Source organism: Stenotrophomonas sp. STEN038, assembly GCF_056759895.1.
Genome location: NZ_JBRRDW010000017.1, coordinates 57,669 through 84,022, shown reverse-complemented (window position 1 = coordinate 84,022; position 26,354 = coordinate 57,669). Strand labels below are relative to the sequence as shown.

The 26,354-nt window shown below is 63.3% G+C and carries 24 protein-coding genes and 1 riboswitch; of the genes, 11 read left to right on the top strand and 13 right to left on the bottom strand.

All coding sequences use genetic code 11. The features are described 5' to 3' along the window. Positions 1–273: 273 nt before the first annotated feature. The 5 genes from ACVOLS_RS09245 to ACVOLS_RS09225 all read right to left on the bottom strand — a co-directional run bounded on the left by ACVOLS_RS09245 (position 274) and on the right by ACVOLS_RS09225 (position 4,742). Complete coding sequence (locus tag ACVOLS_RS09245; protein WP_481545397.1) at positions 274–948, bottom strand: DNA-3-methyladenine glycosylase family protein; 675 nt, start codon at positions 946–948, stop codon at positions 274–276. Positions 949–951: 3 nt separating this feature from the next. Further along, positions 952–1,329, bottom strand: a complete 378-nt coding sequence (locus ACVOLS_RS09240; RefSeq protein WP_481545396.1) for a DUF423 domain-containing protein — start codon at positions 1,327–1,329, stop codon at positions 952–954. A 97-nt stretch (positions 1,330–1,426) separates the two neighbouring features. Next, positions 1,427–2,566, bottom strand: coding sequence for a polyketide cyclase (locus tag ACVOLS_RS09235; RefSeq protein WP_481545395.1), 1,140 nt, complete (start codon positions 2,564–2,566; stop codon positions 1,427–1,429). Positions 2,567–2,901: 335 nt separating this feature from the next. Next, a complete protein-coding gene (locus ACVOLS_RS09230) occupies positions 2,902–3,543 on the bottom strand; it encodes a response regulator (protein WP_481511098.1) in 642 nt (213 codons plus the stop codon). Next, complete coding sequence (locus tag ACVOLS_RS09225) at positions 3,543–4,742, bottom strand: sensor histidine kinase (protein WP_481545394.1); 1,200 nt, start codon at positions 4,740–4,742, stop codon at positions 3,543–3,545. The genes ACVOLS_RS09230 and ACVOLS_RS09225 overlap by 1 nt, the downstream gene beginning before the upstream one ends. A 149-nt stretch (positions 4,743–4,891) precedes the next feature. Here ACVOLS_RS09225 and ACVOLS_RS09220 point away from each other — a divergent pair, with 149 nt between their 5' ends. Genes ACVOLS_RS09220 through ACVOLS_RS09200 form a run of 5 tightly spaced genes read left to right on the top strand, consistent with a single transcriptional unit; the run spans position 4,892 to position 7,894 of the window. Then, positions 4,892–5,482 carry a GNAT family N-acetyltransferase gene (locus ACVOLS_RS09220; RefSeq protein WP_282271145.1) on the top strand — a complete coding sequence of 197 codons (591 nt, stop codon included), beginning with the start codon at positions 4,892–4,894 and terminating at the stop codon, positions 5,480–5,482. 1 nt (position 5,483) lies between these two features. Beyond that, a complete protein-coding gene (gene minC / locus ACVOLS_RS09215; RefSeq protein ID WP_481545393.1) occupies positions 5,484–6,266 on the top strand; it encodes a septum site-determining protein MinC in 783 nt (260 codons plus the stop codon). Between the two features lie 32 nt (positions 6,267–6,298). Then, on the top strand, positions 6,299–7,108 hold the full coding sequence (gene minD, locus ACVOLS_RS09210; protein ID WP_481545392.1) for a septum site-determining protein MinD: 810 nt from the start codon (positions 6,299–6,301) through the stop codon (positions 7,106–7,108). 2 nt (positions 7,109–7,110) lie between these two features. Then, positions 7,111–7,362, top strand: a complete 252-nt coding sequence (gene minE / locus ACVOLS_RS09205) for a cell division topological specificity factor MinE (RefSeq protein WP_282271139.1) — start codon at positions 7,111–7,113, stop codon at positions 7,360–7,362. 40 nt (positions 7,363–7,402) lie between these two features. After that, positions 7,403–7,894: a hypothetical protein gene (locus ACVOLS_RS09200; RefSeq protein ID WP_481545391.1), complete on the top strand. Its 492-nt coding sequence runs from the start codon at positions 7,403–7,405 to the stop codon at positions 7,892–7,894. 115 nt (positions 7,895–8,009) lie between these two features. Here the strand turns inward: ACVOLS_RS09200 and ACVOLS_RS09195 are convergent, their stop codons facing one another. Beyond that, positions 8,010–9,290 carry a sensor histidine kinase gene (locus tag ACVOLS_RS09195; RefSeq protein WP_481545390.1) on the bottom strand — a complete coding sequence of 427 codons (1,281 nt, stop codon included), beginning with the start codon at positions 9,288–9,290 and terminating at the stop codon, positions 8,010–8,012. Next, complete coding sequence (locus ACVOLS_RS09190) at positions 9,287–9,979, bottom strand: response regulator transcription factor (protein WP_481545389.1); 693 nt, start codon at positions 9,977–9,979, stop codon at positions 9,287–9,289. The genes ACVOLS_RS09195 and ACVOLS_RS09190 overlap by 4 nt, the downstream gene beginning before the upstream one ends. Before the next feature lie 120 nt (positions 9,980–10,099). On the opposite strand from ACVOLS_RS09190, the gene ACVOLS_RS09185 reads away from it, so the two are divergent. From ACVOLS_RS09185 to ACVOLS_RS09165, 5 genes are all read left to right on the top strand, one after another. Then, complete coding sequence (locus ACVOLS_RS09185) at positions 10,100–11,875, top strand: ArnT family glycosyltransferase (protein ID WP_481545388.1); 1,776 nt, start codon at positions 10,100–10,102, stop codon at positions 11,873–11,875. A gap of 217 nt (positions 11,876–12,092) precedes the next feature. Further along, the gene (locus tag ACVOLS_RS09180) at positions 12,093–12,869 is read left to right on the top strand and encodes a phosphatase PAP2 family protein (RefSeq protein WP_481545387.1); all 777 of its coding nucleotides are present in this window, start codon (positions 12,093–12,095) and stop codon (positions 12,867–12,869) included. Continuing rightward, positions 12,866–14,518 (top strand): phosphoethanolamine transferase, encoded by a 1,653-nt coding sequence (locus ACVOLS_RS09175; protein WP_481545386.1) that lies wholly within the window; start codon positions 12,866–12,868, stop codon positions 14,516–14,518. Before ACVOLS_RS09180 ends, ACVOLS_RS09175 begins: the two co-directional genes overlap by 4 nt. 244 nt (positions 14,519–14,762) lie before the next feature. Beyond that, positions 14,763–16,790, top strand: coding sequence for a M2 family metallopeptidase (locus ACVOLS_RS09170; protein ID WP_481545385.1), 2,028 nt, complete (start codon positions 14,763–14,765; stop codon positions 16,788–16,790). Positions 16,791–17,146: 356 nt separating this feature from the next. Continuing rightward, positions 17,147–18,373 carry a hypothetical protein gene (locus tag ACVOLS_RS09165; RefSeq protein WP_481545384.1) on the top strand — a complete coding sequence of 409 codons (1,227 nt, stop codon included), beginning with the start codon at positions 17,147–17,149 and terminating at the stop codon, positions 18,371–18,373. A 121-nt stretch (positions 18,374–18,494) separates the two neighbouring features. Here the strand turns inward: ACVOLS_RS09165 and ACVOLS_RS09160 are convergent, their stop codons facing one another. Genes ACVOLS_RS09160 through ACVOLS_RS09145 form a run of 4 tightly spaced genes read right to left on the bottom strand, consistent with a single transcriptional unit; the run spans position 18,495 to position 23,257 of the window. Then, complete coding sequence (locus tag ACVOLS_RS09160; RefSeq protein ID WP_481545383.1) at positions 18,495–20,417, bottom strand: energy transducer TonB; 1,923 nt, start codon at positions 20,415–20,417, stop codon at positions 18,495–18,497. Beyond that, positions 20,414–21,814, bottom strand: coding sequence for a hypothetical protein (locus ACVOLS_RS09155; RefSeq protein WP_481545382.1), 1,401 nt, complete (start codon positions 21,812–21,814; stop codon positions 20,414–20,416). Before ACVOLS_RS09155 ends, ACVOLS_RS09160 begins: the two co-directional genes overlap by 4 nt. Before the next feature lie 4 nt (positions 21,815–21,818). After that, positions 21,819–22,574, bottom strand: a complete 756-nt coding sequence (locus ACVOLS_RS09150) for a PP2C family serine/threonine-protein phosphatase (protein WP_481545401.1) — start codon at positions 22,572–22,574, stop codon at positions 21,819–21,821. 2 nt (positions 22,575–22,576) lie between these two features. Beyond that, positions 22,577–23,257: a vWA domain-containing protein gene (locus ACVOLS_RS09145; protein WP_481545381.1), complete on the bottom strand. Its 681-nt coding sequence runs from the start codon at positions 23,255–23,257 to the stop codon at positions 22,577–22,579. 262 nt (positions 23,258–23,519) lie between these two features. Between ACVOLS_RS09145 and ACVOLS_RS09140 the strand changes: the two genes are divergently transcribed. Further along, entirely contained in the window at positions 23,520–23,918 is a 399-nt protein-coding gene (locus ACVOLS_RS09140) for a hypothetical protein (RefSeq protein ID WP_481545380.1), read from the top strand. Positions 23,919–24,149: 231 nt separating this feature from the next. On the opposite strand, the gene ACVOLS_RS09135 is transcribed toward ACVOLS_RS09140, so the two are convergent. Then, positions 24,150–24,566 (bottom strand): hypothetical protein, encoded by a 417-nt coding sequence (locus tag ACVOLS_RS09135; RefSeq protein ID WP_481545379.1) that lies wholly within the window; start codon positions 24,564–24,566, stop codon positions 24,150–24,152. Positions 24,567–24,640: 74 nt separating this feature from the next. Next, the gene (locus tag ACVOLS_RS09130; RefSeq protein WP_481545378.1) at positions 24,641–25,861 is read right to left on the bottom strand and encodes a multidrug effflux MFS transporter; all 1,221 of its coding nucleotides are present in this window, start codon (positions 25,859–25,861) and stop codon (positions 24,641–24,643) included. Positions 25,862–26,208: 347 nt separating this feature from the next. Further along, positions 26,209–26,317: riboswitch (glycine riboswitch) on the top strand. Positions 26,318–26,354 lie beyond the last annotated feature (37 nt).

Genomic DNA, 26,354 nt, shown 5'->3' with positions numbered 1-26,354 from the left:
CCTGTCGGGGCGGGGCGGGGGATGGTGTGTGCGTCGGTGGGGCGCGGCTCCCCCCGCGACACGTGCAGCTCGCTGGCGGTTTTTTGGCGGGCGCGCCCCCCCCCGCGAAGCTGACAGCCACCTGGCCGCCGGGCACAACCGCAATCAAGGTAGGCATCCGGCTCAACACCAAGGCAGATTCGGCCAGGTAGGCAGCAGTTCGGTGCTGACACTCTACGAGCCTCGCGGCTCACGCCGCTCCTACAAAAAGAGCAGCTTCCATAACGTTGCCGCTCAGTCCTGCGAGCGGTTGGTCTTTTGCTTGGGCTCTACGCTGAAATCGGCGATACGCCATAGATAAAGGCTGGCCCAGGTGCGGTACGGACCCCAGCGCTCGCCGCGCTCGGCCAGCGCCTTGGGCGTCAGCATGGTCTCGCTGCCATCCACGCGCTGGGCTCCCTTGCGGATACCCAGGTCATCGACCGGCAAGATGTCCGGCCGACCGAGGCGGAACATCAACATCATCTCCACGGTCCACCGGCCGATCCCCCGCACCGCCACCAAGGCGTCGACGATGGCCTGATGCTCCATCACCGACATCTGCCGCAGGCTCGGCAGTTCACCGGCGCGCTCGCGCCGGGCGAGGTCGCGCAGCGCCAAGGCCTTGTTGCCGGATACACCACAAGCACGCAGCCCGGGGTCATCAATCAGATCAAGACTTGCGGCATGCAGACGCTTGCTGCCGATTGCTGTTTCCACCCGCCCGACTATCGTCGAGGCGGCCTTGCCACTGAGCTGCTGGAACAGGATCGCCCGCGCCAACGCATCTACCGGGTCGAACGAACGCGCCCAGCCTTGTGGCGCCGGCAACGGTCCAAGCCGGCGCATCCAGCTGGCCAGACGCTTGTCCACCCGCTGCAGGTGCGCCTGTGCTTCATCGATATCGAAGCCGCGCCGGTAGCGGGGCATGACTCAGCGGCGCAAGGCACTGAGTGCGAGCAGCACCCAACCGCCCATCAAGGTGATGCCACCGGCCGGTGCCAGCGTCGTCGGCCACTGCATCAGCACATTGCCGACCAGGCTGCCGGAGAACAACAAGGTACCGACCAACAATACATACAGCGCGCCTCGACCCAACTGGTTCACCGAGGATGCTCCCAATCCCACCAGCACCACGCCGTGGCCAAACGCGTACAAGGCAGCGGTGTTCAGATGCGACTGCGACTGCGCCAGTGCCTCGCTCACCCCATGTGAGGCATAGGCCGACAAGCCGATCGATGCCGCCGCCAGCAGGCCGCCGCAGAAGGCCAGAAACGAAGGCTTACGCGTACGCCGTTCCACTCCCAACATCTCGTTCTCCCATCAATCCTGTAAACGCTGTCCATAAAAAAACGCGCCGCTGGAAGCGGCGCGTTTTCTCGATCAGATCATCGACAACAACCGATGATTACTTGACCGCCCAGTACAGGTCGTAGGAACCATCGACGGTGAAGGCCTTGGCCACACCACCCTTCCACGACTCATACGGACGATCGACAACTTCGTTACCGGTGGTGGTAGCCCATGCACGCAGGCCGTTACGGGCCAGGTCCAGGCCAGCCATGTGGCCGGTGTAGGAAGCGAATGCCGAACGGTGGGCCGGAGCATGCACGTAGGTCACCGGGTTGCCCGCGGGGATCTTTACGCTCAGCTCGGCGGCATCGCCAGCAGCAACCGGTGCGGCAGCAACGGCCGGAGCAGCAGCTTCGCCATCCTTCTTGTCGGCAGCCGGAGCAGCAGCGCTGCCCTTGCGAACCGGCAGAGCCACGTCGAAGGCGTACTTTTCAGCACCGAAATCGGTGGTGACGATGCGGACCGGACCAGCAGCAACCAGGCCATTGGCATCCATCGTGCGCTTGATCCATTCCATGTTGTCGTCAATCGACTTCTGGATGGCATCGTTGTTGCGATCGATGTTACCGGCGTTGACCACCAGCAGGTTTTCAGCGGGCACCTGGATGACCTTCAGGTCGGCCAGCGGTGCTTCCGGAGCGGCGTAGTCAACGTTCGGCACCGAGGCCAGCATGTTGGCCATGCGCGACAGACCCAGCTTCAGGTCGTCACCGATGTGACGGCTGACGTACAGGCCGGCGTAACGACCAAACAGGTCGAAACCGTACTTGACGCTGTAGTCCTGGGTGATCTTGACGTTGCGATCGTTCTTGCCGGTCGGCTCAAGCGTGAACGAGGTCACCTTGTCGGTACCGCGGGTCGGATCTTCGATGGCAATCACGACGCGCTTGTTCTTTTCGCTATCGGTGATTTCCCAGCTGCCCTGGCCCATGTCCTTGGAGGAATAGTCCATGCGGGCGCCCTTGCCGGCGTCCGGGCCGCTGAACTTCAGCTCCACGGCCTTGTCGCGCAGCACAAGCGGATTCCAATCCTTGAAGCGGCGCAGGCTGTTGACCGTGTCATACACGATCGTCATCTTGCGATTGGTTTCGATGCTTTCGGTAATGTGGCGCTCGCCCGGCAGACACACGCCAATGAGGACAAACAGGCCAGCCACGATCCCCAAAGCGATCAGGAACTCGATAATACGGGTCATTCAGGAGTCTCCGGGGCCGATCCCACGGCCGGGTTGATTTGAAGGGAAGCCCCCATCCTAGCAGGCTTTCCGCAGGTTGTTCAGCACATTTGGCGCACCGGTTTCCATTACCAGAATGCGCTATCTCAATCGATAGGCCGCAGGGTAGCGTATCAACCACCAACCCTACGCGCCTTCAGCCGATAGCTTGGACTGTACTTCGTCCGTAGCGACGCTATTTTCCACTGTGAATGGTGTCCAGCACCAGTACCGGAACCATCTTTCCGCAAATCGCCCGCCACACCCTCCTCGACGCTGGATGCCGCATTCATCCAGACCAGTCGGCCGCATCCAGTTCAGACCAACTGCAGCTCAAAGGCCTTGAGCACGGCGCGGGTGCGGTCACGCACCCCCAACTTGGAAAGAATGTTGGAGACGTGATTCTTGATGGTGCCCTCGGCCACGCCCAGGGAGTTGGCGATCTCCTTATTGGAGAAGCCACTGGCCATCAGCCGCAGGATCTCGGTCTCACGATCGGTCAGTGGATCCGGCCGGTCCAGGCTGACGAACTCATTGCGCATGTGTTCCAGCCCCGACAGCAGCCGCTGGGTCACCGCCGGCTGCACCAGCGAGCCGCCGTTTGCCACGGTACGGATCGCCCCCACCAGCTGCTCCAGAGTCACATCCTTGAGCAGATAGCCCTTGGCGCCGGCCTTGAGCCCGGCCAGCACCAGCTGGTCATCGTCGAAGGTGGTCAGGATGATCGAAGGCGGCAGCGTGCCGGCACGACTCAGCGTCTGCAGCGCCTCCAGCCCCGACATCACCGGCATGCGCATATCCATCAGCACCACATCCGGCTGCACCTGCGGAATCATCTCCACTGCCTGGCGGCCGTCGATGGCTTCGGCCACCACCTCGATGCTGTCATCCAGCGCCAGCAACGAGCGGATGCCCTGCCGGACCAGGGTTTGGTCGTCGACCAGACAGACACGGATCATCAATTCACTCCTTGCGGCCCCGAGGCCAACATCATATTGGTAACCAGTGGCAGGCTGGCGCGAAGACGGAAACCCTCACCGCTTCGTGCCGATACGTCCAGCACACCCCCATACTGCGCCAGCCGTTCACGCATGCCGCGCAAGCCATTGCCTGGCATTATTTCCTCGAAATCGCCACCGATGCCGTCATCATGCGCGCTGATGACTACCTGGGCGGCATCCCGCTCCACACTGATCCATAGATTGCGGGCGCCGGCATGGCGCACCGCATTGGTGATGATCTCCTGCGTACAGCGCAGCAGCACATGGGCGCGCTCGGGATCTTCAACGCTGAATGGGTCTTCGATCTGCAGATGGATATCCAGCGACGGCACCCGCTCGGTCAGCGGCCGCAGGGCGGCCGCCAGGTCGATCGCTCCGCTCTCGCGCAGCTGGCTGACCGCCTCGCGCACGTCGGTCAGCAACAGCTTGGCCAGGGTGTGCGCCTGGCGTACGTGCTCCTGCGCCTGACCTTCAGTGATATGCCCAGCCACTTCCAGGTTCAGGCTGAGCGCGGTCAGGTGGTGGCCGAGCAGGTCATGCAGCTCACGTGAAATGCGCGTGCGTTCGTTGACCCGGGCGCTTTCGGCCAGCAGCAGCCGTGTCGCCCGCAGCTCGGCATTCAAGCGCCGCTGTTCTTCCCGCGCCTGGGTCTGCTGCCGCGCCACCAGGCTGGTGACAAAGATGAACATCGAGAAACCGCCATATAGCAGCGACTGCAGCAGCGCCTCGAACAGCGGCAAGCCCAGGATCAGGTTATAGACCGGCAGCACCGCCAACTGGCTCAGCACCAACCAGATGACGCCCACCCAGCGGCTCAGCAGCCACGGGATCACGCCGGCCGCGACCATCATCAGGATGCTGCCCAGGCCAGTGGCGGACAGATAACTGACCACCAGCGCTGAAACCGTGAGCAGCAGTAGCGCCAACCGGTCGTACCAGCTGGTGTGGCCGGCTGCATTGAGCCCGCGGGTCAGCCAGAAGTAGCAGCCACCAAAGGTCAGGTAGGCCAGGAACAGCCAGATCGCCTCCCCGGCGGCAGGCTGCAGCACGCCCTCCTCGGGCGCGTACTGGGTATAGATCAAGGGCAGACTGACCAGGGCCCAGGTAAACAGGCCGGCCAGGCGGAGAACTCGGGTATGGCTGAGGTATCCCAACATGCGTGCATGGTAAGGACCCGACCGCCCCGGCGCCCTCCCTCGGAAGTCATGCATGGCGACCTTCGGTGATGGCTCGCCCGGCTCGTGTCACCCATGCGATAATCGCGCCACAGCCCTTTGGGCCGACCGCGATACCCCACGGAGTCACAATGTCGATTGTTATCCGCGACGTGCGCGAGCACGAGCTCGATTCCGTCCTGGCACTGAACAACAACGCTGGTCTTGCGATTCTTCCGCTGGATGCAGCCAAAGTCCGCCGTTTCTACGAAACCGCCGAATACTTCCGGGTTGCCGAACGCGACGGCAACATGGCCGGCTTCCTGGTCGGCTACGGCAGCAACAGTGCCCATGACAGCTGCAACTTCGCCTGGTTCCAGCAACGCTACCCCAGCTTCTTCTATATCGACCGCATCGTGGTGGCCAGCCGCCGCCGTGGCGGTGGTGTCGGCCGCGCGTTCTACGCCGATGCCCAGAGCTACGCTGAGCTGCGCTACCCGCAGATGGCCTGCGAGGTCTTCCTTGACCACGGCGCCGATGCCGCCCTGTTGTTCCATGGCAGCTTCGGTTTCCGCGAAGTCGGCCAGAACACCATGCCCTCGGTCGATGTGCGGGCCAGCATGCTGCTCAAGGATCTGTGCAGCTACGAGTGGGTAAAAGAGACCTATGGCGACAACCTGCCCGACGTTCCCTGGGTAGGCAACACACGCCGGCTGCTGCAACAGCGGCCGACCGGAACCTGAGATGGCAGTGAATTTGGATTACGAGCAAGCTGGTGAACTGAAAATCGGGCAGGTCGGCATTGCCAACCTGCGCATCCGCACCCTCGACGTGGAGCGCCTGGCCCAGGAAATGCGCGAACGCGTGGCGCGTGCGCCCAAGCTGTTCGGCCGCGCGGCGGTGATCCTGGATTTTGGTGGTTTGAGTCAACTACCGGACCTGCCCACCGCACAAAGCCTGGTCAACGGCTTGCGCGACGCCGGCGTCCTGCCGGTGGCCCTGGCCTACGGCACCAGCGAAACAGAAACCCTGTCGCAGCAGCTTGGCCTGCCGGTACTGGCCAAGTTCCGTGCCCAGTACGAACCCCTGGAAACCGAACCTGCGGCCGCGCCCACGCCTGCCCCCAAGCAGAGCAAACGCGCTGCAGCCGCAGCACCGGCGCCCGTCGCACCGGCCGCCGCTGGTGCCGCTGCACCGCAGCCGGGCAAGATGCAACTGGGCACGGTGCGCTCGGGCCAACAGCTTTATGCCGAGAACTGCGACCTGACCGTACTCTCAACGGTAGGCGCCGGCGCCGAGGTCATCGCCGACGGCAGCATCCATATCTACGGTACGCTGCGTGGCCGCGCATTGGCCGGTGCCCAGGGCAACACCAGCGCACGCATTTTCTGTCGCGATTTCCACGCTGAACTGGTCGCGATTGCAGGACGGTATAAGGTACTGGACGATATTCCGGACAACCTGCGCGGCAAGGCCGTGCAGGTGTGGCTGGAACAGGACCAGATCATGATTGCTGCGCTGGATTGACGCAGCTCACAACGACATTCAGGAGAGATCCTTTGGCTGAAATCATCGTAGTCACCTCCGGCAAGGGCGGCGTCGGCAAGACCACCTCCAGCGCCAGCATCGCCTGCGGCATCGCGCGGCGCGGCAAGAAAGTTGCCGTCATCGACTTCGACGTCGGCCTGCGCAACCTTGACCTGATCATGGGCTGCGAGCGCCGCGTGGTGTACGACTTCGTCAACGTCGTCCACGGTGAGGCCACGCTGAAGCAAGCCCTGATCAAGGACAAGCGCTTTGACAACCTGTTCGTGCTGGCTGCCTCGCAGACCCGCGACAAGGACGCCCTGAACAAGGAAGGCGTGGAAAAGGTCCTCAAGGATCTGGCTGCCGACGGCTTCGACTACATCATCTGTGACTCCCCGGCCGGCATCGAGAAGGGCGCGTTCCTGGCGATGTACTTCGCTGACCGCGCCGTTGTCGTGGTCAACCCGGAAGTGTCTTCGGTGCGCGACTCGGACCGCATCATCGGCCTGCTCGACTCCAAGACCGCCAATGCCGAAGCCGGCAAGGCCGTACCGGCCTACCTGTTGCTGACCCGCTACAGCCCCTCGCGCGTTGAGAGCGGTGAGATGCTGAGCATCACCGACGTGGAAGAAGTGCTGGGGCTCAAGGCCATCGGCGTCATCCCCGAATCCGGCGACGTGCTCAACGCCTCCAACAAGGGCGAGCCGGTCATCCTGGATACCGAGTCGCCGGCCGGCCAGGCCTACGAGGACGCCGTCGGCCGCATCCTGGGTGAAGAGCGCCCGATGCGCTTCACCACCGTGGAGAAGAAGGGCTTCTTCAGCAAGTTGTTTGGAGGATAAGCATGGGACTGCTCGACTTCCTGAGACAGAAGAAGACCACCGCCGAAACGGCGAAGAACCGCCTGCAGATCATCATCGCGCAGGAACGCAGCACCCGCGGCGGCCCGGACTACCTGCCGCTGCTGCAGCGTGAGCTGCTGGAAGTGATCAAGAAGTACGTCAACATCGACGCCGACGCGGTCAAGGTGGACCTGGTCAAGGACGGCGCCAACGACGTGCTCGACATTTCCGTGGCCCTGCCCGACGACAAGTGATATCAGCCCGGCGGCCACGGCCGCCGGGACTCAATCAGCCGTGAACGAAAATCCTGCCAATCAACCAACCCAGCCCGTGCTGTGCGTTGGCGATATCCAGTGGGCCGACGCTGTGGGCCTGCTCGCGCGCCACGGCCTGCGCCTTAATCACGTAGCCGCTGGTGAGAAGATTCCCGGCAGTTATTGGGGCGAGCCCGAGGCCGGCATCATTGCCTGCGACGTCTATGTACGTGACGACACGCCGGTGCACTCGATGCTGCACGAATCCTGCCACCTGATCGTGCTGCCGCCCGAGCGTCGCGCGCAGGTGCATACCGACGCCACCGACTCGGTGCCCGAGGAAGACGCCACCTGCTACCTGCAGATCGTGCTGGCCGGGCAATTGCCGGGCGTAGGCAGCGCGCGCCTGATGGCCGACATGGACAGTTGGGGCTATACCTACAGGCTGGGCTCGACCCAGGCCTGGTTTGAGCAGGATGCCGAGGATGCCCGCAGCTGGCTGATCGAGCGCGAGCTGCTGCCGACCGAATAGTCTTGTAGGAGCGGCGCAAGCCGCGAAGCCGACAGACCATCAGATCCGAATATTGCAAGCCAGCAAGCATTACCGGCTTCGCGGCGTACGCCGCTCCTACAACAGCTCTGCACTGCTACCGCGGCCAGGAACTACTCATATCCAAGGTGACCCGCGTACCCCGATCCGGCTGCGAATGAATTTCCAGCTGCCAGCCTAGGTGATCACACAGCCGCGCAATCAGATCCAGGCCAATACCCGCACCTGGGTTGCGCTCGCCCCTGGTCATGCGCGCATATACCTGCGCAACCTCTTCCGGACTCATGCCATGCCCCGGATCCTCAATGGTCAGCACGGCGTTGGAGGAGATTCCCAACCTCACCACGCCACGATCGCTGTTCTCGATGGCATTGCGCAGCAGATTGCCAACCGCCGCCTGCACCACCGCCAGCGGTGCAAGCAGCTGGCAAGGAGCGGCTTCCACCAGCACAAGCTCCAGTTCCTTGCCCTTGGCCAGATAACGGTGGTCTTCGGCGATTTCCGGTAGCAGCTCATCCAGCGCCACCAGCTCGCTCATCGCCGACAACTTGGCCGGATCACGCGCAAGCACCAGCAGCAGCTGGATCAACTGCTCCATGCCGGTCGACGTATTGCGCACGCGCAGCAGCTGCTGACGCACTCTATCCGGCAGAGCTGGCTGCTCCAACGCCAGCTCTGTGGCACCGGTAATCACCGCAATCGGCGTACGCAGCTCGTGGCTGGCAGTGCTGATGAACGCGCGTTCGCGTTCAACGAAGTGTTCATTGCGCTGCAGGTAATCATTCAAGGCGCCGGCAATCACTTCCAGCTCCGTGCTGCCACGCTTGTCCACCAGCACCCGCTGCCCGCGGCGCTCGGGGCTCAACTTGGTGATGTCCTCCGCGAGCACCGACAAGGGCCGCACCAGACGGGTCATGCCAACCCAGGCCATCAGCAAGGTCACCAGCAACAAGGCCACACCCGCCAACAACGCCCAGCGGGTGATGAAGTGCTCCAGCTCACCGAAGTCGGAAATATCCAGTGCCAATACCACCCGACCGAAATCGGAGGTGTCGCGGACCATGACCGCGGTGTCCTTGCCATCCAGCAACGCACCGTCATGCAAGCCGGGATGCAGCCGCCTCAGACTCTCGGGAATGCCACCAGGCTCCTGCTCCGCGTAGAACCACAGCGTGTCCGAGTCCTGCCAGTGGTACGCGGGGTCGGTGCGCATCTGGCCGATGATGCTGTCCAGCTCGGTGTTCAACAACGACCGCCACACCGCGTGCTCGGCATGTTCGTGCACATAGTTGGCGGCACTGAATACCGCCAGTGTCACCAACGCCACATAGATCGCCAACCAGCCCAGCAGTTTGCGGCGTAGCGTGCGGCGTGTCATTGCGCACCACCGACTGCGGGTGCGGAAAGGCGGTAGCCGACACGCGGCAAGGTCTGCAGCAGCTTGTGCTCGAACGGACCATCCACCGCGCGCCGCAGTTCGTAGATATGCGAGCGCAGCATGTCGCCGTCGGGCGGATCATCGCCCCAGAGCGCATATTCCAGCTGATCACGGGTAACTGCGGCCGGGCTGGCGCGCATCAGCACCTCGAGCAATTTGCGGCAGGCCGGATACAGGTGCAGCACCTGCCCAGCGCGTTGGGCTTCGAACGTCGACATGTCCAGTTGCAGGTCATGCACTTCCAGTACCTTGCGCGGGTTGCGTCCATGGGTACGCGCCAGCACCGCCTCCAGCCGTACCTCAAGCTCGGGCAACGCGAACGGCTTGGTCAGGTAATCGTCGGCACCGGCACGGAAGCCGGTGATCTTGTCCGGCAGCTCGTCGCGGGCGGTGAGCATGATCACCGGCACCTCCGAACGGAACTCCTCGCGCAGCTTGCGCAACACCTCCGGCCCTTCCATACGTGGCAGCATCCAGTCCAGCAGGATGGCGTCATAGCTCTGGGTGCCGGCCAGATGCAGGCCGGTGATGCCGTCGGGGGCGACGTCCAGGGTGTGCCCGCGCGCTTCGAAATAATCGAACAGGTTGGCGATCAGATTGCGATTGTCTTCGATGACCAGCAGCCGCATGCACGCAGAACCTTGCTGTCCCGGGTCGGGACGCCTCCGGCGTATCCTAGCGCCGCCTTTGTTGGAATGCCGTCGGAATGCCATCCAAGCCAGCCATACTGGCTTCGACGTGTTTCCAACATGGGCCACGTCATCATCCTGCCAGCCTTCGACACCGAGCCCTTCGTGCGCCCGAACCTACCCCGCTCCTCCCGCAGCACACTGTGGTTTGCCATCCTGATCGCGCTGGTCATCGCCAGCCTGCTGGCCGGGCTGGGCATGCGCTCGCCGCAGCCACCGGACGAGCCCCGCTTCGTGCTGGCAGCGCGGCACATGGTGGAGACCGGGCAATGGCTGCTGCCGCACCGCGGCAGCGAGCTGTATGCGGAGAAACCCGCAACCTTCATGTGGATCCAGGCAGCTACCTACAAGCTCATCGGTGACTGGAACCTGTCCTTCCTGGTGCCCTCGCTGCTCGCCGCCCTGCTTACCTTGTGGCTGACCTGGGACATGAGCCGGCGGCTATGGAACCGGCAGGTCGCCCGCTATGCCGTCGTCGGACTGTTCGTCTGCATCCAGTTCGGGCTGATGGCCAAGCGCGCGCAGATCGACATGGTGCTGGTCGGCATGACCACGCTGGCGCTATGGGGACTGGTACGGCATCTGCTGCTGGGCCCGAACTGGTGGACGCTGGCCCTGGCCGCGTTCGCCGCCGGCGCTGGTACCGTGACCAAGGGCGTTGGCTTCCTGCCCTTGCTGATGCTGCTGCCGTGGATGGCCTGGCGCTGGCGCCACCCGCAGGCCGCAGGGCCCGGCCGCAGCTGGGGCTGGTGGCTGCTATTGCCCGCCTTCCTCGCGGGCACCGCGATCTGGCTTGGCCCCTTGGCCATCGCCCTGCTGCAGAACCCCGAGCCGCACCTGCAGTCCTATGCCAAGGAACTGCTGTTCAAGCAGACCGGCACCCGCTATGCCAACGCCTGGCATCACCACCAGCCGTTCTGGTACTACCTGCAGGTAATGGCAACGCTTTGGCTGCCAGGCAGCCTGCTGGCACCGTGGCTGCTACCGGCGTGGTGGCGCCGCTGCCGCCGCGCCGATCCGCGCTACCTCCTGCTGCTGGGCTGGGCCCTGCTGGTACTGGTGTTCTTCAGCGCCAGCCCGGGCAAGCGCGAGGTCTACATCCTGCCGATGCTGCCTGCCCTGGCCGTAGCGGCGGCTCCACTGCTGCCCGGTCTGCTGCGCCGCACGGGCGTGCGCTGGCTGCTGCTGTTGTATGTGTTGCTATTGGCCGTAGCCACACTGGTGGTCGGCTACGGCGCCGTGCATGGCGATGGCTGGGCGCAGCGCAATGCGATCAAGCGCGCTATCGACCCATGGGTGCTGCCGCAGGTGGGCTGGTGGTTGATCGGCTTTGGCGCCGCCTCGCTACTGTTGGTGTTGGTATTGCGCCTGCGCCGCGCCGGGCTGGCGGTGGTGCTGACCACGGTAATGCTGTGGTCGATGTATGGGCTGGGTGCAATGCCAGCGCTGGATCCCTACAGCTCCGCCTCGCTGGTGATGGACAAGGTGCGTACGCGCATCGGCCCGGACGCGGAGCTGGGCATGGTTGCCTGGCGTGAACAGAACCTGCTGCAGACCCATCCGCAGGCCACCGATTTCGGCTTCAAACGCCCCGTTGCCGAACAATGGGAGGACGCGGCACGCTGGGTCACTGCCGACCCGCAGCGGCGTTGGCTGTTCGTGCTGGACAAGGCAATGACACCCTGCGCCGATAGTAGCCAGGTCATCGACATCGGCAGTGCCAACCGCAACAACTGGCAGTTGCTGCCCGGCACCGCACTGCAGGCCGATTGTGTCGCCAGAACCCACGGCGTCGTGGCCGGCAGTGAAGGTGCACTGGAAAGCGACGGCGATTGAAGCCTGAGATTTGCAACGCGTTTATTGACGCTGGCTTGTTGAAACAAACCTGAGAGGGGCTGCGCCGGCCCCGGCACAGCCTCTCTTGCGTTCATGCCGCCGTGCTCATTCCGGCAGCAAAACTGAAGCACCGACAAATTCACGACATCGCTCCTACCTGTCTCCGACACAGGCCGACCGAGCATGGCCGCATCCAGATTGACGGTGCCCCAGCTCCATGTCGCAGCAACCCACTTCCGCCACCGTGATTCCGGCAGCCGAACGCAGCCGTCTGAGTTTCGCCGGCCGCGCCCTGCTCATCCCGCTGATGATTACTGCCGTCGTCAGCGTGTTGTTGATGGCAGGCAACGGTGATCAATGGCTTGCCGATCAGTTGTTCCGCTGGCAGGGCAGCCAATGGGCGTTGAAAGACGCGTGGTGGACCAGCCATCTGATCCACAAGGGCGGCCGCAACCTGACCTGGTTTGTGGCGCTGCTTGTGAGTCTGGCGCTGATCCGCAGCTGCACGGAGCTGCGCTGGCGTCCGCTGCGTCGGCCGCTGGCCTACCTGCTGTCATCGGTTGCACTGTCCACCAGCATCGTCGCGCTGCTGAAGTCCTGGACCCACATGGACTGCCCCTGGGACCTGGAGCGCTATGGCGGTCTGCGTCCGTTCATTGGTCTGTTCGAGCAGCGCCCGGTTGCGCTGGGCCATGCCGCCTGCTTCCCGGCCGGCCATGCCGGTTCGGGCTACGCCTGGGTCGCCTTGTTCTTCTTCATGCTGCAGGTACGCCCGCAATGGCGCTGGCCGGCACTTGGCATCGCCCTGCTGGTCGGCATGGTGTTCGGCCTTGCCCAGCAGCTGCGTGGCGCCCACTTTGCCTCGCACGACCTGGGGGCCCTGGCGATCAGCTGGCTGGTCGCAAGCGTCCTCTACCTGTGGATGTTCCCTGCGTCTGCATCAATCACACCCCCCGCGCGTGCCGCACATGACGCCATTGGAGAAAACGCATGAACGTCGCTGTCGCCCGCCCTGTCGGACTGCAGCTGCCTTGGTCGCGTCTGCGCAACTGGCGCCCCGAGATCAGCACCGAGGCCTTGATCCTGTTGGCCAGCGTGTTCTTCGCATTGGTCTGCAACACCTTGTTCTGGCGCAGCGCAATCGCCACCAACCCGAGCAGTATCCTGTTCGCAGTGTCGCTGTTTGCGTTGCTGGTGAGCGTGCATGCAATCCTGTTCGGCCTGCTGATCTGGCGCTGGAACGCCAAGGTGGTGCTGACGGCGCTGTTCATCACCACGGCCTTCGCCACGCATTACATGAACAGCTACAACGTCTATCTGGACGCTGACATGCTGCGCAATGTGCTGGCCACCGACCACAAGGAATCAGGCGAATTGATGACGCCGGCGCTGTTGTTGCCACTGATCGGCTACGGCCTGCTGCCAACCGTGCTGCTGTGGCGCGTACGCCTGCGCAAGCGCAGTTGGGGACGCACCCTGCTGTGGCGTGTTGCCTTCCTGGTGGGTGTGATCGTGGTCGGCGGCGCCGGCACCATACTGTCGTTCCAGAATGTTTCGGCGTTGATGCGCAATCACCGCGAAGTGCGTTACCTGGCCACGCCGGCCAACTATCTGATCGCGCTGAAGCAGAACCTGGCCAGTTCCAGCCCGATGAAGAAACAACCCAAATTGCCGCTGGGCACGGATGCCAAGGCCATGCCTCGTGCCGCCGGCAGCAAGCCGCGCCTGCTGGTACTGGTTGTGGGCGAAACCGTGCGTGCGCAGAACTGGGGTTTGAACGGCTATGCGCGCCAGACCACGCCTGAGCTGGCGCAGACCGGCGTGATCAACTTCCCGGACATGCATTCCTGCGGCACCAGCACCGAAGTATCACTGCCCTGCATGTTCTCGCCGTTTGGCCGTCACGACTACGACGAAAAAAAGATCCGCGGTCACCAGTCCCTGCTGCACGTACTCGAACATGCCGGCATCGCTACCCTGTGGTGCGACAACCAATCCGGCTGCAAGGGTGTTTGCGACGGACTGGAAATCCAGCGCCTGGACGATGCGACCACGCAGGGTCTGTGCGCCGACGGCCGCTGCATGGATGAGATTCTTCTGGAAAACCTCGCTGCACAGGTGCGCGCAAAACCCGGCGACCGGGTGGTTGTGCTGCACCAGCTGGGTAACCACGGCCCGAGCTACTTCCAACGCTATCCGGCGCAGTTCCGCCAGTTCGCGCCCACCTGCGATACCGCAGACCTGGGCAAGTGCCGCCGTGAGGACATCGTCAACAGCTACGACAATGCAATCCGCTACACCGACCATTTCCTGACCCGCACCATCGCCTCCCTGCGCGGAATGGACGACTACGACACCGCGATGATCTACCTGTCCGATCACGGCGAATCGCTGGGCGAAAAGGGCCTGTACCTGCACGGCGTGCCCTATGCGATCGCACCGGAAGAACAGACCCGGGTACCGATGGTGATGTGGTTCTCGCCGGGGTTCGCCGCAGATCGTGGCCTGGACATGAGCTGCGTACGCCACCGCGCGGCGCAGCGCAGCGACCAGGACAACCTGTTCCCCTCGGTATTGGGCCTGATGCAGGTGCGGACCTCGGTATACGACCCAACCCGCGACCTGTTCGCCCCCTGCACATAAAGCAATCCCCGGTAGTGCCGAGCCATGCTCGGCAAGGGGCTTTCCAAGCAATCCCCATGTAGTGCCGAGCCATGCTCGGCAGAGGCCTTCCCGGTAAAGCCCCTGCCGAGCATGGCTCGGCACTACAAAAATGATTCCTCCTGCCGAGCATGGCTCGGCACTACAGGGACCTATCCCTTTCCCCACTTGCGGCCCGGCCGTCGCCCCACTAGCCTTCGCCGGTACTTACAAACCGGGGTTTGCTGTGAAGAATCGTCATTTGGTCCTGGCCGCCGCCGTTGGCGTGGCCGTGCTCTCGCTGGCTGCCTGTAAAAAGGACGCCGCCACCGATACCGCCAAGCCGGCCACCACCCAGGCCGCACCGGCCGAAAGCGCTGACCAGTTCATCGCCCGCGTCAATGCCGAATACAAGGCCATGTACCCGGAAATGACCTCGGCGCAGTGGCTGTCGTCCACCTACATCAATGACGATTCGGCACGTGTCGCGGCCAAGGCCAACGAGCGCTGGCTGACCGTGCTCAATGGCTGGATCGAGCAGGCCAACAAGTACGAAGGCCAGCCGATGAGCGCCGACACCAAGCGCGCCATCAGCCTGCTCAAGCTGATGACCTCGATGCCGGCACCGCGCGACCCGCAGAAGCTGGCCGAACTGGCCGGCATCGCCACCAAGCTTGAAGGCGATTACGGCGCCGGCACCTACTGCGTCGGCGAAGGCGACAACAAGAACTGCCGCCAGCTCGGCGACCTTGAGAAGGTGCTGGCCACCTCGCGTGACTACGACAAGCAGCTCGATGCCTGGCAGGGCTGGCAGTCCACCGCCGTGCCGTCGCGTGCCAATTACCAGCGTTTCGTCGAACTGGTCAACGAAGGCGCCCGCGAACTGGGCTATAGCGATGCCGGCCAGATGTGGCGCAGCGGCTACGACATGCCGGCCGACCAGGTCGGACCGGAAACCGACCGCCTGTGGGAGCAGGTCAAGCCGCTCTACGAGCAGGTGCATTGCTATACCCGCGCCAAGCTGGACAAGGAATACGGCAAGGACAAGGCCGAAGTGGGTGGCGGCATGATTGCCGCGCACCTGACCGGCAACATGTGGCAGCAGGATTGGAGCAACCTGTGGGACATGACCGCGCCGTACCCGAACGCGGGCAGCCTGGACATCACCGCTGCGCTGGAAAAGCAGTACCAGACCAACCTCAGCGCTGCGCTGGCCAAGGCCGGCGGCGCCGATCCGGCAAGCCGCTTCAAGGCACAGCGTGAGGCCGAACTGGTCACCGCCCGGCAGATGACCGAGCGTGCACAGGACTTCTATGTCTCGCTGGGCATGCCCAAGCTGCCGGAGAGCTACTGGCAGAACACCCAGTTCATCAAGCCGCTGGACCGCAACGTGGTCTGCCACGCCAGCGCCTGGGACATGAACATGGGCGGCGACGGCAAGGACATCGGCGCGGACGTGCGCACCAAGATGTGCATCACCCCGAACGAAGAAAACTTCACCACCATCTACCACGAGCTCGGCCACATCTATTACGACCTGGCCTACAACCCGCTGCCGCCGTTGTTCCAAGGCGGTGCCAACGACGGCTTCCACGAAGCCATCGGCGACACCATCGTGCTGGCGATGACGCCGAAGTACCTCAACTCGATCGGTCTGGTCGGCGCGCAGCAGGAAAGCCGCGAAGCCACCATCAATGCGCAGATGCGCATGGCGATGTCGGGCGTGTCGTTCCTGCCGTTCGGGCTGATGATCGACCGCTGGCGCTGGGGCGTGTTCGACGGCTCGATCAAGCCGGACCAGTACAACCAGAAGTGGTGGGAACTGAAGGCGCAGTACCAGGGCGTGGCCCCGGCCAGCGCACGCGGCGAAGAGTTCTTCGACGCCGGCGCCAAGTACCACGTGCCGGGCAACACCCCGTACCTGCGCTACTTCCTGGCCCGAATCCTGCAGTACCAGTTCTACAAGGGCCTGTGCGACGCGTCCGGCTACACCGGCCCGCTCAACGAGTGCAGCTTCTACGGCAACAAGGAAGCCGGCCAGAAGTTCTGGGCAATGCTGAGCAAGGGTTCCAGCCAGCCGTGGCAGGCCACGCTGAAGGAACTGACCGGCACCGAGAAGCTCGACGCCGCACCGATGCTGGAATACTTCGCACCGCTGCAGGAATGGCTGAAGCAGCAGAACGAAGGCCAGATGTGCGGCTGGCAGGCGGCAGCTCCGGCTGTTGTACCGGCTGCTGCTCCAGCGGCCGCACCGGCGCAGCCGTCGGCACCGTAAGCGCTGTAGCTGAGGAAGCACGCAAAGGGCGCCGCAATGGCGCCCTTTGTTTATCCGCTCGCACAGCATCTGCGTCCAAGCCAGCTACCAACGGCAGTAACCGGCAGAGCAGCAGCACATCCCGATCCACCAGGCATCCGCCTTGACACATAGCGAGGCCATGGCATCGTTACCCAGCAACTTCGGGAGATACGAATGAGATTTGCTGCTGCGCTTGTCGCGCTCGCTGTTCATGCACATCCGGTCGGCGTGGTGCTTGCGTCCGACAGTACAAGCAATGATCGGAGGCATGTCGGCATCACCAATGCGAACAGCGCGTTCGACACGGATGGACGACAGCCATTCCAAGGATGAACATGGACAGCAGCAACGCCGCAGCGGACAACAGACCGGACACACTCCTGACCGGGCCCGGCAGCTATCCGATCGACCTCACTGGCGCCGCTAGCCATACCCTGGTTCGCACGCTGGGTGTGGGCAGCCTGGTGATCTCACCTCCTGGCTCGGCAGCAAAACCGGATCTTCAGGTCGCCGCTGATCTCAAGATCAACTGGGCGGTGTTCAATCCATTCGCCACGCCAGCCGGCTCACCCTGGCCGCGTGTGATCCACTACACGGGCAACGACCAAAGCATTTTCGAGTGGGCCCGTCAGCGCCCCATCGAGCAGCTGACCTGGGTGCCCGGGCTCGACACCGATACCGTAGTCGATGCCAGCCAATCCAATATCCGCACCTTGGCGATTCAACTGGGCGTGCCGGGTGCGAGCCTGCAGATGCTCCTGCCCGGGCAGAAAATCGCAGCAAACCTGCACCTGAGCATCTCCGGCGATATCGGCCGCTTCTCCGCACAGGGGCAACTGCCCCACTCCCTGTCGCTGGCCCCGGAAACGGGCTCGCGCAGGGAGACCACTGCGTTCCAGCTACCGGACATGGGCGAGCTGCATGACGTCCACGACCTGATGCTGGTCAACAAACCGATGGCACGCCCGGTCTCGCTGAAATGCCTGTCGCGCTTCAAACATCTGAAATCGCTGAGCCTGTATGGCAATTTCGTCGACCTTGAAGCACTTGCGGCACAGCCGCAGCTGCAGAACCTGCAGCTGCGTTACATGCCGTCGTTGGAAGGTCTGCCAGCACTTGGCTGCTGGCCCGCGCTGGATGGCTTCATTGCCTTCAATGTCGAAGAGGCTGCAGGCAAGCGCCTGCGCCAGCAACTGAAGACACGTGCCCAGCAGCGCCCGTGGACCGGACATGCATCGGTCTCGCAGCTTCGTAAGGCAAGCTGGTGGGAAAGCGAGTTCGGCCGCCCGTTCTCGGCGTGGCCCAAACGCTTGGCCAAGCAGGCCAATGAAGCGTTCGATGCAGCCTTGGCAAGCCTGGCTTCTGCGCACTCGTTGGCCGATGGTGAAGCAGCCTTCACCGAATTCACCCAACGCTTCAACACGCTCAAGGGAATAGAGACGGCCGAACGCGAGGATCTTGGCGAAGCCATATGGCAGCTCAGCCGCTTCGAGCACGCCGTGCGTATTGGAGTGACTGAAGAACTGGCGCAGCGGTGGTTCGATGCTGCGCGTGACTATTGAAGTGTAAGGAACAGATCAACGCGTCTGCCCATTCGATCACCAACGGATCAGAGTCCACTGCATTCACGCAGCACGCTTGCAGTGTCGCCCGCGTCGATCGGGTGATCCGACTCTCCAGCAACTACTCCACCTTGAACACCACCGGCATGCGAAGGGTGACCTCACCTACATCCGCTACTGTTTTTTGTGGCGATACGTTCCAGCCCAATGCTGCTTCGCGTGCGGCGTTATCGAGCAAGGCGTTGCCGCTGCTGGTTGCAACGACAACGTTGCGAACCTCACCGGTTCCAGACAAGGTAATTGCCAGCACTACCCTGCCACCGACCCTCTCACTCCATGCGGCTGACGGATAGCGCGGCGGGTTGAAACGGGCCTTGCTCGCGAGCAGCTCCTGCAGGTGTTCCAAGGTAGCCCTTGAAACAGGGGGCGATGGCGGCGAGTCACTCGGCGCAGCACTGACTTCCCTTCCCGGCACCATTGGCGGTGGTGGTCGATCGGAGAGTGCTTCCAGGCGCGGAGGCGCTTCGAATCTCACCTGCACCCTGCGCCGCTCCCCTTCCGCAGCTATCGGGAGTGTCGCCTTCCAGCGGCGCGCCGAGGCGCGCGTGGCATCATCCAGCGCGGGATCACCGCTGCTGCGTTCAATCAGGACCGAGCTGATGCTGCCATCGGCCAAGACGTCTACCGCCACACGCAGGCTGCTATCGCTGCTTATGCCGGAAGACGACAGCGCGACAGGCCGCTGCTCCTGTTCGAATCCTGCAGACAGCAAGTCAGCCCAGACCATCGTTCCGGCGCTCTCCATCGGCATTGCCATGGGCGGCATCAATCGCGGTGAGGGCAACAAGCCTTTTCCTGTGTGTACATACTGTGCCGCAGGTAGCACCTGTTCGGGAGAAGACGTCTTCGCCCCTTCCACCAATGCACTACTGCCCCCCGAAGTAGACACGGCCTTTCCAACCATCGCCGCGGCGCGTGCCTTGAGAATACCCAGACGTGCTATCGAAGCTTCCGGCAGCAAGCCTGTGCTGACCCGCATATCCGACTGGAACAGCATCTCATCACTGATGGACATCGTCATCGCAGAGTAGCCCGAGCCAGCGGAACGCCGCAGCTGATCAGCAATCAGCAAAGCACCAAGCGCTACCTCTTCGTCTGCATCCACTATCGTGGCGGCGTAGATCGACCAGAACTCAGCCGACCTGGGGGCGTAGCCAAGAATCGCCTCCTGCAGGCGAACCAGCTCAATGAGCTTGTCATCAAGCAGCTCGCCCTCGCGCGGATCTTCGACCTCGGTGGGATTGCGCTCGGCATGCAGCCGCAGCGCAAACGCGAATACCGCCAGATCCTGCACCAGCACCCGTCGTCCTGCGACATCCACCTCGGGTACGGCCTGCCACATTGCCCTCAGCGCCTCGTGGCGCAGCCTGCCCAACTTGTCTCTTTTCTCCCTGCCCGCTGGCATATCGAACGTGGCATTGAACCTTTCCCGCGCAGCATTGAACGCCTCGCGGTCACCGCCGATACGCACACCCCGGCGCGCCCACCGCTGCAGTTCTTCCAGTCCAGCATCCACTCGTTGCTGGTCACCACGTGCCGCAGCCCTGGCAAGTGCATGCACCTTGCCGGCTGCATCCCGCTCATAGCTGCTGCGCGAGTACCACTCGGGAATCTCGTTGGGCTTTCCCGCAGGCGTGCTCTCCGCAAACATCAAAGAACGCGCCTCGTCATTGGCTTTGGCGAATGGCGAGACACGGGTGAAGAACAGCAGCAAGGCGAAGGCAAACGCCACGAACAGTCCTGCGCCGGCGTACTCGTGGGACTTGTCCATGATCGCCACCCGCAGCAGCGCCCCCACCGACACCAGCCCGCCCAGCAACAGACCGGCACGGAAAGCAGCCCTTCCGTCAGGCAGCACGCCCGTCGAAAACAGATGTCCGACCCATTCGATCGCACCGTAGACGTAAACACCCAACCAACCCGCGAACAGCATCACGAGCAACAACAGCAACAGCGCAATGACGACCCCGATGGTGACCTTCATGGCCGCTTGCTCAGGATCAATACCGGCACGCAGACAATGAACAACAACACCGCAGCCAGCAGCAGACCACTCTGGAATCCCAGCCCCAAGGTCAACCACCAACCAGGGTCCTTGGCCGTCTGGAAACCGCGGTACGCCGACATCCCCCAGCTGAATGCCCATCCCAGCAACAAGGGCCCGATCACCGCGAAGAACACGCGCATGCCCAAGCCTGCAGGCGGTGTGGCCGCTGTGGGTGCTGCTGCATTCAGGGCAGCAGCTACATTCGGTGTTGCCGCTTGGGTGCGGCGCGCAGCCCGCGTCGTCTTCTTGCCACCCGCAGTTGCCTGTTGCACCCGTGTCTGCGTGGCACGAGCACTACGCTTCAGCAGCGCTGCGCGCGCACACGCTGCACACGGCATGCCACTGAAATGTTGATGGGTACCGTCCGTTGCACACTTCGCCAGCAATCCGTTGCTACGCCGCGCGTAACGCAGCAACAGCGACGACCATTCCGCCGCAGCCGGGCGTCGCCGCGCCTGGCTGGCGAAGGCACGATCAAACATCTCGCGTAGATCGGCGGGAAACGCCTCATGGCCGCTGACCGGCGAAGGCAGTATCCGTGATTCGTTTTTCGACACCCCGTATGGATACAGATTTGCGGCGATGCGCCCCGGCAGATCGCTGGGCAATGTGCTGCCATTCGGGCGCCCGCTATACGGATGCAGGCCCGAATTGAGCAGCTGAAATACCATCACTGCCAGCGCGAACCTGTCCTGCGCTTCCTCTTCGCCGGAGGCGACACCGCGTTGTTGAAACTCCGCGGCAAGGTAATCGGTCGTGACCTGTTCGGAGAGGAAACGTTCGCCCTTGCCCTGGATACTGAAACCATCGCAATCCAGCATCGCGATGAACAAGGACTTTCGGTAGAAACGCACGTTGAGCGGCTTCAGGTCCACCACGTAGTGCTGTCGCTCGTGCAGCGCCGCCAGCATCACCGCAAGGTTGGCGGCCAGGGTCATCTTCGGCCCAAGCGCGGTGGGCAGTCCTTCTTCGCGTGCCTGCCGTTCCTGCAGTACATGCTCCAGGTCACTGGTAGCCGCCACATCCAGCACCGGCATGGTGAAGCCGATGAAGCGTCGCGCCTTGTCCCGCAGCAGACCGGTAGGCCAGGCGATCTGCACCTGGCGCACGCCCTTGTCCTCGACATCGGGCAGGTCCGGACGCAGCTCCAGCATCGCCCGTACCTTGCGCTCGTAGACCTGCCCGCCCTTGTCCGAGTGATAGAGCTTGGCTACCTCCAGCGGGCGCTCCTTGATCAGGAACACGCTGCCGGCGCCACCGCTTTTGAGCAGTCGGCCCAGCGTCAACGGTGCACGGCGTTCGTCGTAAATGGTATCGCCGGCTTGCGCGGCCATGCGCCTAGACCGGCAACGCCACCAGCAACGTCTTGTCGTCGCCGGTGATGTGATCGGTACGCGGGTCGGCCAGCGTCGCCTGCAAGGCCTGGCTGCCGTGCCCGGCGTCCACGCCGCCCAGGTAGCGCAGCACCGGCGCGATGAACGGCTGGAACAAGCCGCTGCCATCACGCGTCATCGCAAACGGTTGCACACCATCGGACATCAGCACGATGGCCTGCGCCTGCCCATCGAAGCGGGTAAGGCGCAGCTGCTCGCGCCAGTTGCCGCCGGTAACGAACCATGTTTCGTTGGCGTACTCACCATTGGCCGGCAGCGATACCGCCGGCAGCTGCGGCGGCGCGAACTCGCAGGCTGCAACACCATCACCCACATGGAAGAACCAGCCGCCGTTTGCGTCAGCCACAACGCCAACCAGGGTGCAGGCGTGATCGGCAAGCGTCAGCTGTTTGGCCGCAGCCACACTGCCCAGTTGCTCGCGGGCATCGATGATTGCGGCCTCGATGATTTCCCGCACCGCTTCCACTGCCAGGGCCGCAGGTTCGCCGCCCAACTGGCGATGCGCGGCGACCGCCGCCACTACCGCAGCGGAAACCGTTTTTGCGCCGGTATCACTGTGTGACGCCGAACCTGCGCCATCACACACCGCGGCAACCAATACACGGCCAGCGCTTGCCGATGCGTAGGCGTCCTGGCACGGTTGCCCGCGATCCAGATGGGAACGTCCCGTGGCCGATGCGGCCATCACCCGCCAGCCCATGGTCAAACCGTCACGTTCGACCAGCTATCCGTCGACGGCAGCTGTACCTGGCCACCGGGCGTGGAATTGGATACCACCCGCATGCTGGCACTGAGCCACATGAACAGCTCCTTGAACTGCAGCCCCTGCAGGCGTTTGACGCCACGCTCGCCGTTACGGCTGAACTGGCCAAGCACGCCCATGTCGGCGTTGCCAACGCCAATCGGGAACACCGCGACCTTGTTCTGCTGTTCGGCATCGCGGCAGCGTTCGGCGACTGCCTCCCAGGCATCGGTAGGATTGCCGTCGGACATCAGGAACAGCCACGGCCGCGTATAGGCAACGCCAGCCTGACGGAAGCGGGCCTTCTCGTCTTCGATCTCCTGCAATGCCAGTTCCACCGCCGCGCCGGTCGGCGTGGTGCCATTGGCGGAAAGCTCCGGCGCGCTGAAGTCCATCGCGTCACACCAGTCACCGGTGATCGCCGCGTTGTCCATGTCACCGTATTCGATCAACAGCACGCGTACGCGTTTGGCTGCGATCACATCACCCTTCAACTCCTGTTCCAGCAGCTTGAGCCCGGCATTCAACTGCGCGATGGGCTCGCCGCCCATGCTGCCGGAACAATCCAGCACCAGGATCAAGGGCGTGCGCTGCTCGCTGTTATCAACCAGCGAGACATCAGGAATAGCTGCAACAGACATCAGGTGTGCCTCCATGCTCAGGGGACGTCGTGATCCGGATTATAGCCACAACTGCGCGTGCGGCTTTTCACCGGCCCGAGCCACGCATCATCTGCCTGAAGCGACGCGGGCTCCTGATCCGCGTGAAATCCCATCAGACGCAACAACGCTGCGCTACCATCCGCCGCAGAGGGGGACACCCGATACCGGAGAGCAGAGCCGGCAACGGGACGGACCGCCCCGACATCAACCGCCACCCGGCGGCACAACAGGAGTACCTGGCATGACCTGGATCATTGCTGTTGCTCGTTGGCTGTTCGCCCTGTTCTACACCTATGTTGGTGCCAGTTGGTTCTCCTATAAATTGTTCGGCACCGCGTGGCCGGACCACAAGGAAGCGCCCGCCGCCAAGGTTCTTACCACCGCGCTGACCGACAGCGGCATTGTTGATCCATTGATTGCCGGCAGCTGCTTGGCAGGCGGGATCCTGTTGCTGTTCCAGCGCACCGCGCCGCTCGGCATCGCGATTCTTGCACCGCTGGTGACAGGCATCTTCATCTTCCACCTGTTTCTCAACCACGATTGGCCGTGGGGCACGTTCCACTTCTGCTATCTCGCTGTATTGGCATGGCTGCACCGCAGCGCGTTCCGGCCGTTGTGGAGCTACCAACGCCCCCTGTAGTGCCGAGCCATGCTCGGCAGGAGCTTCACCGATAGCAATGAAGCAATGCGACGGGAGGACTACGAGCTTCGCGGCTCACGCCGCTCCTACAAATGCCAAACGCTGCGACGGATCCTCTACATGCTTCGCGGCTCACGCCGCTCCCACAAGAGCTGGGGATGCAAGCAACGCTCGTTACAAACGACAAGGGCGCCAACGGCGCCCTTGTCGTTCTCCCGCTTGTCAGCACGCTCAATGCGTACCGGCGGCTGCCTTGCCCTTGGCACCGAGCTCACCGGCCAGGTTGCGTTTATAGGTATCGAAGTCGATGCCCTGCTCCGCAACTTCAGCATGCGCGGCATCCTTGAGCGCATCGGAATACATCAGTCGCACCGGCGTGTCGTTGTTCTCGTGCCACTCGGCAGCCTGCATGATCAGCGCCAGCACACGTGCGGCGCTGGTGGTCTCACCGGCGATCTTGCCATCCATGCCCAGCACCCACTCGCCATCACGGCGGACGATGCCAGCCAGCAATGCACGGTGTTGGTCGCGCAGCTCGGCATGCGGTTCCACTTTGGCCTTTACCGGCGGGTTGGCTTCGGCCTGGTTGCGCTCGCGCTCGGCCAGCTTCTTCTTCGCCTCGCGGCGGCCTTTGGATTGGATCGACATCAGTTGTTCACTCTTTGAACGGCCGCCGGCGATGGCGGCGCAGCTATTGTCCCCGATGCGGGGGTGAATTCGTGTCAGGACGCGGTTTCGTCTCGCTGGGCGCGCTGACTGATGCGCTCCCACTTCCACATCGCCCAGCTGCCCAGGCCGAACAGGGCCGCGCCAATGGCCAGGGTCAGGCCGCTACGGCTGAGCATCGGCGAGAGCACGCCGGCGATGATGGCGTTGGTGACCAGGGTGCTGAATGCCTGCATCGATGAGGCAGTGCCGCGTTGGCGCGGGTACATGTCGAGGATGGCCAGGGTCAGGATCGGGAAGATCAGCGCCACGCCAAACGAGGTCAGGGTGAACGGCAGCACCGCCCACGGCACCGTCATTTCGGTAGCGAAGGCGTTGTAGCTGATGTTGTAGATGGCCGCGACCGCCATGAAGCAGTAACCGATACGCACCGCCCGCGCGCCGTCCATGCGCCCTGCCGCGCGGCCGGAGGCATAGGCCCCCAAGGCCATGCCGCCGATGGTGGGAATGAACAACCAGGCGAACTGGCGCTCGTTCAGGTGCAGCAGATCGAGAACGAAGGCTGGCGCCGAAGCGATGTACAGGAACAAGCCACCGAAGCCCAACGAACCGGCCAGGGCGAGGCGCAGGAAGCGCGGATTGATACCGATGCTGATGTAGTCCTGCAGCAGCCGCTTGGGATGCAGGCTCAGGCGCGCATGCGGCGGATGGGTTTCCGGCAGCCAGATGCAGGTGATCAGCAGCAACAGTGCCGAGAACGCGACCAGAAACCAGAAGATGCCCTGCCAATGCGTCCAACCCAGCAGCCAGCCGCCGATGATCGGGGCGATGGCCGGAGCGATGGAGAAGATCATCGAGACCTGGCTCATCAGCCGCTGCGCGTCGTCACCGTCGTATAGATCGCGAATCACCGCGCGGCCGATGATGTAGCCAACGCCAGCCGAAAGACCCTGCAGGAAGCGGAACAGCAGCAGGGTCCCCATGTCCGTGGACAGTGCACAGCCGATGGATGCGCCGATGAACACCACCAAGCCACCGATGATCACGACTTTGCGGCCCAACGCATCGGACAACGCGCCATGCACCAGACTCATCAGCGCATAGGCCAGCAGGTAGACGCTGATTACCTGCTGCATCGCCAGCTTGTCGGCGCCCAGGTCGGCGCCCATCTGCGGGAATGCAGGGAACACCGCATCGATCGCGAACGGGCCGAACATCGACAGACCGGCCACCAGAATGGCGATACGACGCAGTGAAACCTGCTTGCTTGCTTCCATGGCTTTCAATAACCAGCAACGGCACCAGCGCGGGCGCCGATGCGGGGTGAGAGACAAGATGAACAGGGCCGGGCGCGACGGCGCTGGACGGCCATGATGCGACAATTTGTCCGGACATTCACCCACTTCAGCCAGCGGTTCCGGGATGCCCGGCCTTACGCGTGCAACGCGCGGGATTGAAACCGGGATACAGATGGTAATCCAACCCGCTGCGCGGGTCTGCCCCGGGCCTTTACCAGGCTATACCGAGCTATAATCGGCAGGCTGTACGAACAAGGTGGGAGAAGCGGTTCACCCCGCTGCCGAAGGCGCAAACGCCCGTAATCGCTCAGGCCCGATACCACCCGTAGCAAAACTCTGGAGAGACCGGTTCAATCCGGCGCCGAAGGTGCACGAAGCGCACGATCCTCGTCGCGTCGCTTCCAAACTCTCAGGCAAAAGGACAGAGGGGCGCGAGGTAAGCCTTTGGCTTGCCGGCTGAGTTGTCGCGTGT

What these genes read in the sequence shown, in the direction of transcription:
- minC (WP_481545393.1), top strand. Translation starts at nt 5,484, where the DNA reads ATGGCAGTGAATTTGGATTACGAGCAAGCTGGTGAACTGAAAATCGGG.
- ACVOLS_RS09180 (WP_481545387.1), top strand. Translation starts at nt 12,093, where the DNA reads ATGTCGCAGCAACCCACTTCCGCCACCGTGATTCCGGCAGCCGAACGC.
- ACVOLS_RS09220 (WP_282271145.1), top strand. Translation starts at nt 4,892, where the DNA reads ATGTCGATTGTTATCCGCGACGTGCGCGAGCACGAGCTCGATTCCGTC.
- ACVOLS_RS09195 (WP_481545390.1), bottom strand. Translation starts at nt 9,290, where the DNA reads ATGACACGCCGCACGCTACGCCGCAAACTGCTGGGCTGGTTGGCGATC.
- ACVOLS_RS09235 (WP_481545395.1), bottom strand. Translation starts at nt 2,566, where the DNA reads ATGACCCGTATTATCGAGTTCCTGATCGCTTTGGGGATCGTGGCTGGC.
- ACVOLS_RS09225 (WP_481545394.1), bottom strand. Translation starts at nt 4,742, where the DNA reads ATGTTGGGATACCTCAGCCATACCCGAGTTCTCCGCCTGGCCGGCCTG.
- ACVOLS_RS09135 (WP_481545379.1), bottom strand. Translation starts at nt 24,566, where the DNA reads ATGTCGATCCAATCCAAAGGCCGCCGCGAGGCGAAGAAGAAGCTGGCC.
- ACVOLS_RS09155 (WP_481545382.1), bottom strand. Translation starts at nt 21,814, where the DNA reads ATGGCCGCGCAAGCCGGCGATACCATTTACGACGAACGCCGTGCACCG.
- ACVOLS_RS09245 (WP_481545397.1), bottom strand. Translation starts at nt 948, where the DNA reads ATGCCCCGCTACCGGCGCGGCTTCGATATCGATGAAGCACAGGCGCAC.
- ACVOLS_RS09240 (WP_481545396.1), bottom strand. Translation starts at nt 1,329, where the DNA reads ATGTTGGGAGTGGAACGGCGTACGCGTAAGCCTTCGTTTCTGGCCTTC.
- ACVOLS_RS09230 (WP_481511098.1), bottom strand. Translation starts at nt 3,543, where the DNA reads ATGATCCGTGTCTGTCTGGTCGACGACCAAACCCTGGTCCGGCAGGGC.
- ACVOLS_RS09150 (WP_481545401.1), bottom strand. Translation starts at nt 22,574, where the DNA reads ATGGGCTGGCGGGTGATGGCCGCATCGGCCACGGGACGTTCCCATCTG.
- ACVOLS_RS09165 (WP_481545384.1), top strand. Translation starts at nt 17,147, where the DNA reads ATGGACAGCAGCAACGCCGCAGCGGACAACAGACCGGACACACTCCTG.
- ACVOLS_RS09145 (WP_481545381.1), bottom strand. Translation starts at nt 23,257, where the DNA reads ATGTCTGTTGCAGCTATTCCTGATGTCTCGCTGGTTGATAACAGCGAG.
- ACVOLS_RS09140 (WP_481545380.1), top strand. Translation starts at nt 23,520, where the DNA reads ATGACCTGGATCATTGCTGTTGCTCGTTGGCTGTTCGCCCTGTTCTAC.
- minE (WP_282271139.1), top strand. Translation starts at nt 7,111, where the DNA reads ATGGGACTGCTCGACTTCCTGAGACAGAAGAAGACCACCGCCGAAACG.
- ACVOLS_RS09190 (WP_481545389.1), bottom strand. Translation starts at nt 9,979, where the DNA reads ATGCGGCTGCTGGTCATCGAAGACAATCGCAATCTGATCGCCAACCTG.
- ACVOLS_RS09185 (WP_481545388.1), top strand. Translation starts at nt 10,100, where the DNA reads ATGGGCCACGTCATCATCCTGCCAGCCTTCGACACCGAGCCCTTCGTG.
- ACVOLS_RS09130 (WP_481545378.1), bottom strand. Translation starts at nt 25,861, where the DNA reads ATGGAAGCAAGCAAGCAGGTTTCACTGCGTCGTATCGCCATTCTGGTG.
- ACVOLS_RS09160 (WP_481545383.1), bottom strand. Translation starts at nt 20,417, where the DNA reads ATGAAGGTCACCATCGGGGTCGTCATTGCGCTGTTGCTGTTGTTGCTC.
- ACVOLS_RS09175 (WP_481545386.1), top strand. Translation starts at nt 12,866, where the DNA reads ATGAACGTCGCTGTCGCCCGCCCTGTCGGACTGCAGCTGCCTTGGTCG.